We start from the raw sequence: 15,568 nt of genomic DNA, 5'->3' as shown, positions 1-15,568 counted from the left end.
AGTCCTCGCAGCGAAGTTCCCTGCCGCACAGAAAGGACGAGGTGTGTCCAGTACAGCGAACGACGTGGCTCGGCGGCTCGATCCAAGGGCGCCCGCTCACGAGTACTTCGAGGTGGTGTGGTGCACCTCGTCCGACGGCGCGTTCAAGAGAGCGGGCCTGCTCGCCTGGGAGATCATCGGCATCGCGGTCGGCCTGCACTCCGCCGACGAGGTGCAGCCGATCGGCATCGACATCCGGGTGCACCAGGGCCCGCCGGTCGCGAGCTTCGCCTACGGCGAGGACCGCGAACTGGCGCGCCGGCACACCGCGTTGGTGGAACGCCGGCTCTGGGGCAGCACCGTGGGCGAGTTCCTGGCGTTCCTCCGGGAGACGGCTGCCGCTCCGGCCGCGTGAACCAGCGGCCATGCGTACCACCCGAACCATGTGCATCACCTGAACCACCCGAATCGGTCGAGGAGACATCCCCCCCCATGTTCGACAACTCCCTTTCCGGCAACCGGCGTCCGGTCCGCCGGGCCACGGCGCTCACCGCCGCCGGCGCGGCCCTCGCGCTCGCCGTGCCGGTCTCGGCCACGGCCGTGTCCGGTGCGGTTCGTGCCGCCGCACCCGACCCGGTGTCCTCCTTCGGGTTCACCGCCCAGGAACGCAAGGACGCCCTCGCCTACTGGACGCCGGCCCGGATCAAGGCCGTAGGAAAGTCCGTGGACCTCGGGCCGACCGGGCCGAAGACCAAGCTGTGGACCGGTCCACAGCTGAAGACCGTGGGGCGGCTGTTCATGGTCAACACCGGAGGGGCCGACACCTGGTGCACGGCCACCGCCGTGACGAGCGCCAACCGGTCCGTCGTGATGACCGCGGGGCACTGCGTCCGGCGCTCCGCCTCGCCCGACAACACCAACATGGCGATGGTGTTCGTCCCGGCCTACAGCAAGGGCAGACAGCCGTACGGCGCCTTCGCGGTCCGTACCGTCCTGACACCGCGGACCTTCGGCGAGGAGGGCACGAACGACGTGGCCGCGATGGTCGTCGACGCGGGCAAGGACGGTCGTAGGCTCACGGACGTCGTGGGCGGTACCCCTGTCGCCTTCAACCGCACGGTCGGCGGGAAGATCTCCTCCTTCGGCTACCCGGCCACCCGTCCGCAGCTCGGCGAGGAACTCCTGCGCTGCGTCGGTACGGAGAAGAAGGAGAACGGCCAGCAGGTGATCCCCTGCGACATGACCGGCGGCTCCAGCGGCGGCCCGTGGCTGGCCGGGTTCGACGAGGCCACCGGGAAGGGCACCCTCGTCTCGGTCAACAGCGCGCTGGACGGCTTCACACCGACCAAGATGTACGGCGAGATCCTGGGCGCCACCGCCAGGACGATGTACGAGCGGGCCGGGCGCGGCTGACCGGCGGTGTCCGAGGGCTGCCCCCGCCGACAGGGGCAGCCCCATGTGAGTACCGCCAGGGGAGGTGCGGTGGCGGGCGCCTTGCCATGACAGCCGTGGGGTTGACCAACACTGCCGGCGCCCGCGACGTTCCGTTCCCCTGGCGGTGCGACCAGCCTGCGGGCTCGGGCGGGTGCGGGGGGGTGCGAACCCCGGGAGATCGGTGCACCCAGTCGCGGGCAGGGGCTTCGCCGGGGATACCTAGGTATGCCAAGACCCCCGGAGGCGCCGGGATACCTACGCCGTCGAGGTGCCCTCCGCCTGTGCCGGGGCCAGGATCTCGGTACGGGAGGTGATCCCCAGCTTGGCGAGGATGTGCTCCACATGGGCGTCCACGGTGCGTTTGGAGATGACCAGGCGTTCGGCGATCTCCCGGTTGGACAGACCCCGGGTCACCAGCGCGGCGACCTCGCGTTCGCGGCGGGTGAGGGGATCGGCCGGGCGGCCGTCCGCGGTGCCGGGGCGGGCCGCGGGGACACCGGGGGGTTCGTCGGCGTCCGCCCTTACGGCGTCCAGGAGTTCGCGGCCCGACATGCGGGCACCTGCCTCGCGCCACCGCTCGTAGGGTTCGTCGCCCAGTGCCGCGCGCACCGCCCGCTGTTGTGCCTCCTGCTCCTCCAGGAGCCGGGGCAGCATGCCGACCGGGTCGCCGCCCAGCCGGCGCGCGTGCTCGGCGTAGCCCAGCAGCCAGCAGGCCCTGACGTACCGCTTCTGTCCGGCCGCGTGCCAGGCGAGCCCCAGGGACGAGAGCGCCGCGACGAGGACCTCGCCGATCTCGCTCGCCGCCTCCAGACCCCGGCGCAACGCCGCCGCGCTCTCCTCGGGCCGCCCGACGAGCCACAGGATGACGCCCTGGACGGTGAGCGTGGACCCGTACAACTGGCGTTCGCCCCGGCCCTCCAGATACGCCAGCCCCGCCTCGCACCACTCCAGGGCCCGGTCCGTGAAGCCCAACGCCCCGTACAGCAGGGCCCCTTCGTAGTGGACGACGCCGATGCCCAGTGCGTCGTCCACCGCGACCATCCGCGCGCGGACCGCGTCGAGCGCCGCGGTCCCCTCCTCCACCGCGCCGCCGAGCACGGTCATGGCGGCCAGGTAGCCCTCGCTGAACAGCTCCACCCGGCTCTCGCCGACCCGCCGCGCCATGGCGAGGGCCTGCGGGAACCGGTCCAACGCCGTCTCCAGATCCGCCGTCCACACCCCGAACACGCCGGTCATGAACAGCGCCCAGGCCCGCACGGGGGAGTCCTGCTGGACCGGTCCAAGCCCCTTGTCGATCCAGTACCGGCCCTCGGACAGCGTCCCCGCCGCCCGCCAGTACGCCCCGAGCCGGGTCGCCAGCCACAGCGCGTCCGCGGCCCGGCCCTCGGTGGCGCAGCCGTACTCCAGGGCCGCCCGCACATCGGCGATCTCCGCGCGCACCGCGTGGTGCAGCGCGACCTGCGCCGGGCCCACCAGGCCGTCCCAGAAACGGCCGACGAGTTCGTCGTAGTGGGCGAAGTGCCGCCGCCGTACGGCCTCCGCGTCCTCGGTCTCCGTGAGCCGCCCGGCGCCGTACTCGCGGATGGTGTCGAGGAGCCGGTAGCGGGCGCCGTCCTCGCCGAGGCGCTGGACGACCGACTTGTCGACCAGGCCGATCAGCGCCTCGACGACCTCCTCGCCGCCGAGGTCGCCCGCGCCGCCCGCGCACACCCGCTCGGCGGCGGTCAGTCCGAAGGAGCCGGCGAACACCGACAGCCGCGCCCAGAGCAGTTGCTCCTGGGGTGTGCACAGGTCGTAGGACCAGTCGATGGCCGCGCGCAGGGTCTGGTGCCGGGTCAGGGCGGTGCGCCGGCCGCCGGTCAGGACCTCGCAGTGGCGGTCCAGGCGGGCGACGAGTTCGGAGAGGGGTACGGCCCGCAGCCGTACGGCCGCGAGTTCGAGTGCGAGGGGGATGCCGTCGAGGCGGTCGACGAGCGCGAGGGCGTGCTTCCGGTCGGTGTCGTCGAGGGCGGGGCCGCCGGTCACCGCGGCGGCGCGCTGGGTGAACAGGTCGACGGCGTCGGCGCGGGCCAGCGGGGCGATCGGCAGACAGCGCTCGCCGGGCACGTCGAGCGGCTGCCTGCTGGTCGCGAGCACGCTCAGCCCGGGAGCCTCGCGCAGCAGGACGTCGCAGAGCATCGCGCACGCGTCGACCAGGTGCTCGCAGGTGTCGAGGACGATCAACATCCGTCGCCCGCGCAGGTGTTCCACGATCGCGTCCAAGGGCGTCATGCCGGACTGCTCGGGCAGTTCCAGTACGCCCGCGAGGGTCGGCGGCACCAACTCCGGGTCGTGCAGGGCGGAGAGCTCCACCAGCCGCACCCCGTCGGCGAACCGGTCCGTGGCCGCGCGGGCCGCCCGCAGCGCCGTACGGCTCTTGCCGACACCGCCCGGACCGACCAGCGTGACCAGCCGCGAACGCGCCAACTCGGCGTGCAGCGCGGCGAGTTCGCCGGTGCGTCCGACGAAGCTGGTCAACTCGACGGGGAGTTGACCGCCGCGCCGCTGTCCGAAGCCGTATCCCATGCCGCCCCCATACCCGTCCGCCAACCGGTCACCACAGCGTAGGCGAGTGACTCCCGAGCGTGAACGGTAGTCGAGTCCGGCGGGTGGACGCGAGATCGCGCTGGTGGCTCAGTGCGGGGGCGTGCGGGTCGGCCGGAGTGTGCGCCCCTCACGCCGGGCTCACCCAGGTGCCTCTGCCTATGCCGGGCTCGCCCAGCCGCCGCTCTCGACGGAGCGCACCATGGCGTCCAGCACCGCCGCGCTGTGTACGGCGTCCGGGAGCGTGGCGCCGTACGGCTTGCCCTCGGCGACGGAGCGCAGGAAGCGGTACGCCTCGATCACCTTGAGGTCGTCGTAGCCCATCGCGTTCGCCGCGCCGGGTTGGAACGCTCCAAACTCGCCGTCGCCCGGGCCGACGTACACCGTGGTGACGGGCTGGTCCTGGTACGTCGTGCCGCGGCTGACCGCCAGCTCGTTCATCCGGCGGAAGTCCCAGAACACCGCGCCCTTGGTGCCGTGCACCTCGAAGCCGTAGTTGTTCTGCTCGCCGACCGAGACCCGGCACGCCTCCAGGACGCCCCGGGCACCGGAGGCGAACCGCAGCAGGCAGTTGACGTAGTCCTCGTTCTCCACAGGGCCCAACTCGCCGCCCGTGGCCAGCGCGTGGCCCGCGGTCGCGCCGGTCGGGCGGGCCCGCTGCGGGAGGAAGATCGCGGTGTCGGCGGCGAGGGAGGTGATGTCGCCGAGGAGGTAACGGGCGAGGTCGGCGCCGTGCGAGGCCAGGTCGCCGAGGACTCCGTGGCCGCCGCGCTCCAGCTCGTAGCGCCAGGTCAGGGCGCCGTCCGGGTGGGCCGCGTAGTCGCTGAAGAGGCGGACGCGGATGTGGGTGACCGTGCCCAGCTCGCCGGAGGCGATCAGGTCGCGGGCGGCCTCCACGGCGGGCGCGTTGCGGTAGTTGAAGCCGACCGCGCCCTGCACGCCCGCCTTGGTGACGGCGTCGGACACGGCGGAGGCGTCCGCGGTCGACAGGCCCACCGGCTTCTCGATCCAGATGTGCTTGCCGGCCTCGGCCATCGCGACGCCGATCTCGCGGTGCAGGAAGTTCGGCGCGGTGATGCTCACCGCCTGCACGCGCGGGTCGGCGACCACCTCGCGCCAGTCGCGGGTGGTGGAGGCGAAGCCGAACTGCTCGGCGGCCTGCTCGGCCCGCCCGGGCACGTCCTCGGCGACCGACACGAGCTGCGGCCGCACGGTCAGCTGCGGAAAGTGGTGCGGGACACGGGCGTACGCCTGGGTGTGCACCCGCCCCATCCATCCGAAGCCGACGACGGCTACACCGAGCGAGGTCACCATGACTGCCCTTCTTTGGACCGGTCCATAAACTGTCTCCGCCACAGTGGAACCCGTTCGTCCTGATGTCAATACGTGGATGGCAACACCGAGTGTCCGCGCCTTTGACAGGGGGCGCGACCGCATGGAACGGTCCAGCCATGAGCGCTCCGACCATCCGTGATGTCGCCGAGCGGGCCGGTGTGTCGAAATCCCTGGTCTCCCTGGTGCTGCGCGGCTCCGAGCAGGTCCGACCGGAGAAACGGCAGGCCGTGCTGGCCGCCGTGGAGGAACTCGGCTACCGCCCGAACGCCGCCGCCCGCAGCCTCAGCGAGCGCCGTACCCGCTCGGTCGGCGTCCTGCTGAACGACCTGCGCAACCCGTGGTTCGTGGAACTCCTCGACGGTCTGGGCTCCCGCCTGCACGAGAACGGCCTGCACATGATGCTGGCCGACGGCCGCCTCAACCGCCATCTCGGCGAGGACCTCACCCGCATCTTCACGGAACTCCGCGTCGACGGCCTGGTCGCGGTGGGCACCCTCCCCGGCTCCGACGAACTCCTCGCCGCCGCGACCCACATCCCCACGGTGGTCGCGGGCGCCGTCGAACCGGTCCTGCCCCACGTCGACGTCGTGGCCGGCGACGACTCGTACGGCGCAGCCCTGGCCACCGAGCACCTCGTCGACCTGGGCCACCGCCGCATCGCCCACATCGCCGGTCAGGGCGTCGCCGGCGAACTCCGCCGCACCTCCTTCGAAAAGGTCATGCACGCCCACGGCCTGACCGACCTCGCGACGGTCGAACAGGGCGACCACACGGAGGAGGGCGGCTACCGCGCGATGGTCCGCCTGCTCACCGCCCCGCAACGCCCCACGGCCGTCTTCGCCTTCAACGACATCGCGGGTGTCGGCGCGCTCTCGGCGGCCGAGGAACTGGGCCTCCAGGTGCCTCGGGACCTGTCTCTCGTCGGTTACGACAACACGTACCTCGCGCGCCTACGCCACCTCTGGCTCACCACCGTCGACAACGGCAGCCATGACATCGGCCGCCGCGCCGCGCAGCTTCTCGTCCACCGGATGAAGGACCCGAGGCGGGCGGCGGAGACGGTGTTGTCGGAGCCGAGGCTCGAGGTGCGAGGGAGCACGGGGCCGCCGTCGACGGAGTAGCTCCGACGCGGGCATGATCCGTACGGTGTCGAACGAATCTGCGGAAGCGCCCCGCCCGCCCCTCCTCTGGGAACAGCACTGCTGCCTGCCGCTCGAACGGCACGCCGACGTCGGCGAGTTGGCCCGCTACCGCAGACCCGGCGGCAGCTTCGTCTCGGTGAACGTCGGCTACGCGCCGCACGGCGCCGACGACGTCACCGGTCTGGTGGCAAGTTGGCGGGAGCGGATCGCCGCGGACGACCGGCTGCGGCTGGTCGCGACCGTCGGCGACATCGACGACGCCGTGCGCGCGAGGCAGGTGGCGGTCGCCTTCGACCTGGAGGACTCCGGGCCGCTGGAAGGGGACTTGGACCGGGTCCGGCACTTCTACGACCTCGGTGTGCGCACCATGCTGCCGAGCTACAACACCCGCAACGCGGCCGGCGGCGGCTGCCTCGACGCGGTCGACGAGGGACTGACCGGCTACGGGCGGGCGCTGGTACGGGAGTTGAACGCCGTCGGCATGGTCGCGGACGGCTCGCACTGCGGTGCCCGTACCGGCCTCGACCTGTGCGAGGTGTCCCAACTCCCCGTCGTCTACAGCCACTCCGGCATGCGCGCGGTGTGGGACCACCCCCGCAACATCACCGACGAGCAGGCCAGGGAGTGCGCCGCCACCGGCGGGGTCGTCGGCATCACCGGCGTCGGTATCTTCCTCGGCCCCCACGACGCCTCCGTGGACGCCCTCGTACGGCACATCGACCACGCCGTCGACCTCGTCGGGCCGGACCACGTCGGGGTCTCCACCGACTACCCCTTCGACGAAGGGGACTTCAACGCGATGCTCGAACAGAGCCCGGAGCTGTACCCCGAGTGCTACACCCGCTGGGGCGCGATCGAGTTCATGCCGCCGGAAGGCCTGTTGACCGTCGAGGGGGCGCTGCGCGGCCGGGGATATCCCGAGGACGCCGTCGCCGCGATCCTGGGCGGCAACTTCCGGCGGGTGGCGGCGCGGGTGTGGGGGCAGGCGTAACCGGTCTGCGGGGCACGGCAGTTGGATGGCAGGATGGGCGGACGTGAGCGAGCGCAGCGCATTCATGACCATCGCCCGGGCCGCCGCACCGCTGTACGTGACCATGCTCGCCTCCTCGGCCGGCTCGCTCGTCGACACCGCGCTGCTGGGCCGGCACGCCACCGTGTCGCTGGCCGCGTTCGCCGTGACGATCGCGGTGTTCGGCCCGGCCACCGCCACCGTGGCGGGTGCGCTGCGCGGGGTGATGCCGTTCGTCGCGCCGCACCGGGACGACCCGGAGGGGCTGTTGCCGCTGGTGCGCGCCGGGATGTGGCTGGCGTTCGCCGTGGGCGGGGTCTGCGCGGCGGCGGTCGCGGCGGTGCCGCTGCTCGGCGGGGCATTCGGCGTCCCGGACGGCATCCTCGGTCAACTGGGCCTGTTTCCCTGGATGTTGGCGGGCAGCGTGCTGCTGATCGCCGTGAACTCCTCGGCCTCGTCCGTCCTGGTCGCGCTCGGCCGCTCGGCGCAGGTGATGCGGTCCGGGCTCGTGGGCACCGCAGTCTCCGTGACGCTGTCGGTGCTGCTGGTCGGGGGACCGGGACCGCTGCCCAGCCTCGGACTGACAGGGGCGGGGCTGGCCATGCTCGCGTCCAGTCTGGTCGCGGCCGGTCTCAACCAGTACGCGCTGCGCCGCCGTACGGTGCTCGCCGGCCGCCAGATCCGGCCCGGACGGCCCGATGCGCGCCAGGTGCTGCGACTGGCCGGGGTCGGGCTGCCGCTCGGCGCCACCGTGCTGGTGAAGTTCTCCGTGCTGGGCGTGCTGACCTTCGCCGCCGCCCGTATCGGCACCGACAGCGCCGCCGTGCACAGCGTCGCCGAGTCCCTGGTGAACGTCGTCTTCACCGCGGCGGTGGCGGTCGGCCAGGCCACGGTGCCGTTGATCGCCGGTTACGCCGAGGAACGCGACCTCGCCCGTATACGGCGCGCTGTGGATGCCGGGTTCGCGGTCGCCCTGAGCGCGGTCGTCGTCCTCGGCGCCGCCCTGGTCGTGCTGCGCGGACCGGTGATCGGCCGGTTCACCAGGAGCCCGGACCTCGCCGACCAGGTCGTACAGCTGCTGCCGCTGGTCCTGGCGGTGGTGGTCGGCGACGCGCTTCAGGCCGTGGCGGGCTTCGGGCTCGTCGGGCTGCGGCGCACCGTGCCGAGCCTGGTGTCCACGGCGGTGTGGTTCGGCGTGCTGGCGGCGCTGGCCGTCCCGATCGCCGACGCCACCGGTCTGCGCGGGCTTTGGACCGCTCTGGCCTGCGCGAACCTGCTCCAGGCCGGCACCAAGTTCGTCTCCTTCCGGCGGCACAGCGCCCGGATCGTGGCCGCGTCCGCACCGGCGCCCGACCGGAACCTGACCGAGGCCTGAACATGGACCGGTCCAAGCGGGCCACCCCGCGATGTGACGTCAGAAGGCGCGCCCATTACGTTCGTAGGGACGACGGGAACGCCGGAAGAGGAACAGCATGAGCAGCCGCAGCACGGGCGGGATCACGGGCGTCGAGGACGCGGCGCTCACCCTGGCCGCGCAGGCCGGTGACGTCGCCTCCCTCGGACTGCTGCTGGAACGGCACCGGGCCGGGATGCGGGCGGTCGCGGTGAGCGTGCTCGGGCCGGGACCCGACGTCGACGACGTGACACAGGAAGCGGCGCTGACCGCGCTGCGGAGAGTGGGCGACGTACGCGACCCGGAGGCAGTGGGACCGTGGCTGCGGATGATCGTGCGCAACACCGCCCGCTCACTGCTGCGCGGCACCCCCGACCACCGGCCGCTCGACGACCACCACGTGCCGGCCACCGAGTCCGGCCCGGAACGGTGGCTCGAGCACCACACGATGCGGGACTGGATCTGGGAGGCCGTCGAGCAGCTGTCGCCCGCGCTCCGACTGCCGCTGGTACTACGGCACTTCAGCGTCGGCGTCACCTCGTACGAGCGGATCGCCGAGGCCTGCGGGGTCCCCGTCGGCACCGTCCGCAGCCGGCTCAGCCAGGGCCGGGCCAGGCTCGCGCTGGCCCTCGCCGCCACGGCGGACGCCCCGCACGGCGACGCCGGCCGCCGCACTCGCGCCAGCCGCGTCGAAGCACGGGAGACCCTGGAGGCCGCCGAGCGCGGACACTTCGGCAAGCTGATCACCGAACGCTGGTCGCCCGAGGCCGCGTTGGTCCGCGGTGGTGAACCGGTGGGCGGCAGAAGCCTGTTGGTGCGCGGAATGGAGTGCGACCTGGAGGCCGGCGTACGGCAGCACCTCGCGCACGCCGTGGCCGGCCGCTCGCTGGTCCTCTGGGAGATGGACATCAGCAACCCCGACGACGACCCCGAGCACTGCCCGCCCGCCGTGGCCTGGCTGATGAACCTGGACGCCGCCGGGCGCGTACACCGGCTGCGTCTCGTCCACCCCCGGCCGGTGGCGATCCCGCACTCTCTGCTGGTGTGACGGGCATCACTCGATCCGTATCGAACTTCGCCGTTTCTCTCGCGTCCTGTCCGTGCCATCGCCACGTGCCGGACAAGGAGATCCCATGAGCACCACCCCTTCGACCGATCCGCTCGCCCCCGGAACGCACACCGTCGAGATCGACGGAGTCACACAGCGCTACCACGTCCACGGGACCGGTCCCGTGTGCGTCGCGCACTCCGGCGGACCCGGCATCTTCTGGGAGTACCTGCGCATGCCCGCGCTGGAGGAGTACCTCACGGTCGTCTACCCGGAGCCCGTCGGCACCGGCGCCTCGGGCCGGCTGCCCACCCATCCGCACGGCTACACCCGGGCCCGCTACAGCCGCTTCCTCACCGGACTGATCGACCACCTCGGCGTCCCCGAGGTGCACCTCCTGGGGCACTCGCACGGCGGTTTCGTCGCCCAGTACCACGCGCTGCACCGCCCCGACCGCCTCGCCGGGGTGATCCTCTACGAGAGCGCGCCGGTGACCGGTCCCGAGCACGGCGCCGAGGCCGTGCGGCTGGTGCAGGAGTTCGCCGCCCGGCACGCCGACAACCCCGGGCTCCCCGAGGTGGTTGAGGCGTTCCAAAGCATCCCCGCCATCTCCGACGACGCGCAGATGACCGCCGTCGCCCGCGGGATCTTCCCCGCGTACTTCGCCGAATTCTGGGGCCGGGAGGCGGAGTTCGGTCCCGCGCGGGCCGCGGTGACCGGCACCTACATCTCCGGCCTGGACGAGGACCTCACCCCGGACGCCGTGGACGACCGTGCCGCGCTCGGCTCGCTCACCGTGCCGACCCTCGTCCTGGTCGGCCGCCACGACGTCATCTGCGGGGTGCGCTGGGCCGAGGAACTCCACGAGCTGATCCCGGAATCGGAACTGGTGATCCTGGAGAACAGCGGGCACTTCGGGCACATGGAGGAACCGGAGGCCTTCGCGAAGGCGGTGACGGCGTTCGTCGAGGCCTCCGCCCGCAACTAGGTCATTTGGTCGAAGCCCCGAAGGACGGCCCGCTCTAGCGTGGAGCTGTCCGGAGGGTCACCCCGAGAAACAAGGAGCAACGGCATGAGCGCCGTCAAGAACATCGTTCTCGTCCACGGCGGATTCGTCGACGGTTCCGGATGGCAGTCCGTGCACCGCCTGCTCACCCAGGACGGATACCGCGTCACCGTCGTACAGAACCCGACCATCTCCCTCGAGGGCGACGTCGCCGTCACCCACCGCGCCCTCGACGCCCTGGACGGACCGGCGGTGCTCGTCGGCCACTCCTACGGCGGCGCCGTGATCACCGAGGCCGGCCGCCACGACAAGGTGGCCGCGCTCGCCTACATCGCGGCCTTCGCGCCGGACAAGGACGAGTCGGTCGGCACCCTGGTCGCCGACCCGGCGCCCGGCGCGCCCGTCCCGCCGATCCTGCCGCCCCAGGACGGCTTCCTGTTCCTGGACCGGGACAAGTTCGCCGCGTCCTTCGCCGCCGACCTGCCGGCAGAGGACGCCGCGTTCCTCGCCGACGCGCAGGTGCCGTGGGGCCTGGAGGCGCTGGGCGGCACGATCACCGAGCCCGCCTGGCGGTCCAAGCCCAGCTGGTACCTCGTGGCGACCGACGACCACATGATCCCGCCGCCGATCCAGCACCAGATGGCCGAGCGGGCCGGCGCCACCGTGACCGAGGCCGCCGGCAGCCACGCCATCTACGTCTCCAAGCCGGAGGCGGTCGCCGAACTGATCAAGCAGGCCGCGGCCGACCGGGGCTGACCGCGGCTCCCGTCCGGGTCGCCGGGGCCACGGCCGGGCACGGCATTCCCTCCGGCACCCGCTGACCACCTGAACCCACATGACTGCCCGAGTCACCTGACCACCTGTCAACTCCCCCCGACAGCCCGCCTGTTCCCCACAGGCGGGCTGCCCGCGTGCCCCTTCCGGGGGACCGTCCGAGAAAGAAGCAGCACCTTGACGACCGTCGTCCAGCCGTCCGTCGCCGAGCAGTCCGAGGCGGAAGCCCTCTACCGGTTCCAGACCGAGACCCCCGAACCCGTCCGCACCGCGCTCGGCATGAGCGCCACCCGGATCGGCGGCGGAGTGGTGCTGTCGATGCGCAACGACAGCACCCACTTCTGGAGCAAGGCCCTCGGCTTCGGGATCACCGCCCCCGTCACCGCCCAACTGGTCGCGGAGATCTGCGACTTCTACCGCGCCGAGCGCACCCCGCAGGCCGTCCTGCAGATCGCGCCCGCCTTCCTGCCCGAGGACTGGCCGGAGATCTGCGCGCGGGAGGGCATCGTCCGCGCCCCGTCCTGGGTCAAGCTCGTCTGCCCGACCGACGAGGCCGTCGCCCGCGCCGACGCACTGGACCGGTCCGACGGCATCCGGGTCACCCCGCTGGCCGCCGAAGAGGCCCTGGAATGGGGCACGGTGATGATGCGGGCCTTCGGCACACCGGTCGAGCACTACGCCGAGATGGCCGCCTCGACGGTTACCCGGCTGGGCTGGCATCCCTACGGGGCCTGGCTGGACGGGGAGTTGGTCGGCACCGGCACCCTGCTGGTCCGCGGCGAGACGGCGCAGATGTTCGCCGGCGCCGTACTGCCCCACGCTCGCGGCCGCGGCGGCCAGACCGCCCTGCTCGCCGCCCGGGCGCGCACGGCACGGAAGCTCGGCTGCCGGGTCCTCGTCGCCGAGACGGGCGCCGAACAGCCCGGCACCCACAACAGCTCCCTGCACAACATGCTCCGCCTCGGCTTCGAGGTCGCCTACGAACGCCCCAACTGGCGCTGGCACTTGACCCCCGAGGGCACCGATGACGCGGACACCGCCGGGCACTGAGCCGACGACGTCACGGAACCGGGCCGGTCAGCGCGTCGCGCAGGCCGCCCCGGGAGGTGACGTTCAACTTCCTGAAGACGCTGCGGAGATGGGCGGCCACGGTGCGCGGGGACAGGAAGAGCTGCGCGGCGATCTGCTTGTTCGTCAGTCCCGTGGCGGCCAGCCGGGCCGTACGGCGCTCCTGCGGGGTCAGCAGCGCGTGCGGGTCCCGGCCGTCGGACACGACCGGACCGACCGGAATCCCGCTCGCCCGCAGCTCGTTGGCGGCGCGCGCACTCCACGGAACCGCCCCCAGCCGGTCGAACGTGGAGAGCGCGGCCTCCAGATGCGTCCGGGCCGCGGCGCCCGCCTTGGCGCGGCGCAGCCGCTCGCCGTAGGCCAGACAGATCCTGGCCCAGTCGAACGGCCAGCGCTCGGCACCGGGCGCGGCGATCGCCGCCTCGAACAGGTCGTGGTCGACGAATTCCGCGACGGCCATCGCCTCGGCGGCGTCCGTCAGCATGGCCAGCCGGGGCGAGATCGACGGGATGTCCGTCTTGCGGACGGCCGCGACGTGCGCCGCCGCCTCCTTGTACCGGTCGGTGCGGACCGCGGCCTCCGTGAAGTCCGCCAGCAGCCACAGGGCGTGCGGCATGAACCGCGGTACCTCACCCGGCGTGCCGAGCGCTCGCAGCAGCCGGTGGGCGGTGTCGAAGTCCGCGTCGCCGAGCGCCGACAGGGCGCGGATGTGCGAGGCGTAGACGCGCAGCGCGCCGAGCCCCCGGGGATTGCCCCAGGACACCAGCCGGTCCGCGATCCCGCGCGCGGTGTCGCCTTCGCCGCGCGCGGCGGCCACAACTCCCTGGAGGAAGTGGCCCGTTGAAGCGGTCAGGCGGTAGTCGTACGTCTCGCACCAGCGCAGGCCCTCCGCGGTGACCGTCAGGAGGTCGTCCCACTGGCCGCCGGTCCAGGCGTCGTTGGCCAGCAGGAACTGTGCCTGGATGGCCAGTGCCACCGCCCCGCCGTCCCGGCCGTCGTCGATCATCCGGCGCAGCGAGCCCCGGCAGCCCGGCAGCCGGTCGACGTAGGAGGAGGCGAGCGCGATCCCGAAGACCCGTACGGGGTCGGTCTGTTGGTGCAGTCCGGCGACGAGGTCGTCGAGGCGGTCGAGGACGGCCGGCGCGCCGTGGGCCGGATCGCCGAAGGTGCGCAGGATGACCGGCAGCAGACGGCCCGAGGTGGGCGGGTGGCGGCGGGCCACGACGGTGTCGAAAGAGCTCCACAGTTCGGGCCTGCCGCCGTAGAAGCACACCATCAGAAGGGTGTTGAGGGCTTCGCGGAGGATGTCCTCGTCCGTGTCCCCGGGGCGGACATGGGTGTCGATGGCGCCGACGAGCAGCCGGTGGGCGGTGTCCACGTCGCCCTCGCCGTTGAGGAGTTGACTGGCCGCGGCGGTGGCGGCGGCCAGCGAGTCGGTGCCGGACGGGTCGGCGTGGTCGGCGTTGTCCAGCAGCGCGCGCACATTGCGGAGGTCACCGGTGATGTTGGCGCCCAGGCAGGCCGCCTCCGCCAGCCGACGTGCCTTCGCCGTGCCGTCGGCGCTTAACTCCGAGGCGCGCAGCAGGGTGTTGATCGCGCCGACGGCGTCACCGCGCCGCAGCGTGCCGTAGGCCACGTCGTGCAGCAGGGCGGCGACCCGGTCGTCGGGGCCGATCGCCGCGTCGGCGAGATGCCGGGCCCGCTGCTCGGATCCTTCGGGGAGTTCGGCGGCGAGCGCCCGGTGCGCCCACCGGCGTTCCTCGCTGGTGGACAGGTCCAGGACCGCGGAGCGGGTGAGCGGGTGCCGGAACCCCAGCAGGCCCGTGTCCGCGTCGACCTGGACGAGTCCGGCGCGCTCGGCGGGGGACAACTCGGCCAGCGGGTCCGGGCCGCCCAGGGCCCGTTGCAGGACGTGCAGGTCGCCCGAGCCGTCGAGCACGGCGAGCAGCAGCAGTTTCCGGGTGGGGGCCGGGAGCGCGGCGACCCGGGTGGAGAAGATGCCCTTGAGGCGTTCGGTCAGCGGCAGTACGGCCGGCAGGGTGGAACGTGCCGTGTGCTGCAGGGAGTTGAGGGGGACCGGCAGTTCCAGCAGGGCCAGGGGGTTGCCGCGGGCCTCCGCGATCAGCCGGCGGCGGACCCGGGACGCCATGGCGGGGAACCGCTCGGCGACGAGCTCGTCCGCCGAGGCGTCGTCGAGCGGCCGGACCTCGTGCTCGGGTATCCCGATGGTGTTGAGGAAGGACGCGTCCCCGGTCCGGGAGGCGCCGAGCACGGCGAGGTGCCCGGTGCGCGGGGAGTGGGCGAGGGTGCCCAGGACGGTGGCGCTGGACCGGTCCACCCAGGCCGCGTCGTCGACGATCAGCGCGAGCGGAGCGGCCTCGGTGGCGACGTGTGCCACGAGGGCGTGCACGGCGTTCGCGATGGCGAGGAGTTCGGTGGGCTGTTCCTCGGACAGTCCGCGGACCGCCCGGAGGGTCTCGGCCTGCCGGGCGGGCAGCGTGGGAATCGCGTCCGCGAGGGGTTGCAGCAGTTGGTTCAGGGCCGAGAAGCCGACCCCCTGCTGGAACGGGCAGCCGGCCACCCGCAGCACCCGGAATCCGGCGTCGGCCGCGCGGGGCGCCGCGGCGTCCAGCAGCGCGCTCTTGCCCACTCCGGCCTCCCCGGTCAGCATCAGCGCGGCACCGCCCGCCCCGGCGGAGTCGAAGTGTCGGTCGATCAGAGCCAGTTCGGCCGATCGTCCGACGAGGACCACAGGTGCGGGGAATGCCGATGCCATGACGCCTCCCGTAGAGGTAGG

At 72.7% G+C, this 15,568-nt stretch carries 12 protein-coding genes; 9 read left to right on the top strand and 3 right to left on the bottom strand.

Going from position 1 to position 15,568, the window contains the following annotated elements; translation table 11 throughout:
* The first annotated feature begins 43 nt into the window (after positions 1-43).
* Together SSP08S_RS38880 and SSP08S_RS38875 are read left to right on the top strand one after the other, a co-directional pair.
* The gene (locus SSP08S_RS38880; RefSeq protein WP_174479434.1) at positions 44-394 is read left to right on the top strand and encodes a hypothetical protein; all 351 of its coding nucleotides are present in this window, start codon (positions 44-46) and stop codon (positions 392-394) included.
* 77 nt (positions 395-471) lie between these two features.
* A complete protein-coding gene (locus SSP08S_RS38875; RefSeq protein ID WP_019073056.1) occupies positions 472-1,392 on the top strand; it encodes a trypsin-like serine peptidase in 921 nt (306 codons plus the stop codon).
* A gap of 276 nt (positions 1,393-1,668) precedes the next feature.
* On the opposite strand, the gene SSP08S_RS38870 is transcribed toward SSP08S_RS38875, so the two are convergent.
* Positions 1,669-3,978, bottom strand: a complete 2,310-nt coding sequence (locus SSP08S_RS38870; RefSeq protein WP_019073055.1) for a LuxR C-terminal-related transcriptional regulator — start codon at positions 3,976-3,978, stop codon at positions 1,669-1,671.
* A 177-nt stretch (positions 3,979-4,155) separates the two neighbouring features.
* Entirely contained in the window at positions 4,156-5,310 is a 1,155-nt protein-coding gene (locus SSP08S_RS38865; protein ID WP_019073054.1) for a Gfo/Idh/MocA family protein, read from the bottom strand.
* 137 nt (positions 5,311-5,447) lie between these two features.
* On the opposite strand from SSP08S_RS38865, the gene SSP08S_RS38860 reads away from it, so the two are divergent.
* The 7 genes from SSP08S_RS38860 to SSP08S_RS38830 all read left to right on the top strand — a co-directional run bounded on the left by SSP08S_RS38860 (position 5,448) and on the right by SSP08S_RS38830 (position 12,753).
* Entirely contained in the window at positions 5,448-6,452 is a 1,005-nt protein-coding gene (locus SSP08S_RS38860) for a LacI family DNA-binding transcriptional regulator (protein WP_019073053.1), read from the top strand.
* A gap of 25 nt (positions 6,453-6,477) precedes the next feature.
* Positions 6,478-7,464 (top strand): dipeptidase, encoded by a 987-nt coding sequence (locus tag SSP08S_RS38855; RefSeq protein ID WP_245608040.1) that lies wholly within the window; start codon positions 6,478-6,480, stop codon positions 7,462-7,464.
* A 43-nt stretch (positions 7,465-7,507) separates the two neighbouring features.
* The gene (locus tag SSP08S_RS38850) at positions 7,508-8,857 is read left to right on the top strand and encodes an MATE family efflux transporter (protein WP_245608039.1); all 1,350 of its coding nucleotides are present in this window, start codon (positions 7,508-7,510) and stop codon (positions 8,855-8,857) included.
* 97 nt (positions 8,858-8,954) lie between these two features.
* On the top strand, positions 8,955-9,923 hold the full coding sequence (locus SSP08S_RS38845) for an RNA polymerase sigma factor (protein WP_019073050.1): 969 nt from the start codon (positions 8,955-8,957) through the stop codon (positions 9,921-9,923).
* An 85-nt stretch (positions 9,924-10,008) separates the two neighbouring features.
* On the top strand, positions 10,009-10,911 hold the full coding sequence (locus SSP08S_RS38840) for an alpha/beta fold hydrolase (protein WP_019073049.1): 903 nt from the start codon (positions 10,009-10,011) through the stop codon (positions 10,909-10,911).
* Positions 10,912-10,995: 84 nt separating this feature from the next.
* Entirely contained in the window at positions 10,996-11,685 is a 690-nt protein-coding gene (locus tag SSP08S_RS38835) for an alpha/beta fold hydrolase (protein WP_019073048.1), read from the top strand.
* A 195-nt stretch (positions 11,686-11,880) separates the two neighbouring features.
* The gene (locus SSP08S_RS38830; protein ID WP_019073047.1) at positions 11,881-12,753 is read left to right on the top strand and encodes a GNAT family N-acetyltransferase; all 873 of its coding nucleotides are present in this window, start codon (positions 11,881-11,883) and stop codon (positions 12,751-12,753) included.
* A 10-nt stretch (positions 12,754-12,763) separates the two neighbouring features.
* Here the strand turns inward: SSP08S_RS38830 and SSP08S_RS38825 are convergent, their stop codons facing one another.
* Positions 12,764-15,547 carry an AAA family ATPase gene (locus SSP08S_RS38825; RefSeq protein WP_026179212.1) on the bottom strand — a complete coding sequence of 928 codons (2,784 nt, stop codon included), beginning with the start codon at positions 15,545-15,547 and terminating at the stop codon, positions 12,764-12,766.
* Positions 15,548-15,568: the final 21 nt, after the last annotated feature.

Origin of the sequence: Streptomyces hokutonensis, assembly GCF_000376565.1 — a bacterium.
GTDB lineage: Bacteria > Actinomycetota > Actinomycetes > Streptomycetales > Streptomycetaceae > Streptomyces > Streptomyces hokutonensis.
The sequence above is the reverse complement of the archived record's forward strand: the minus strand, read 5'-3'. Positions and strand labels throughout refer to the sequence as shown.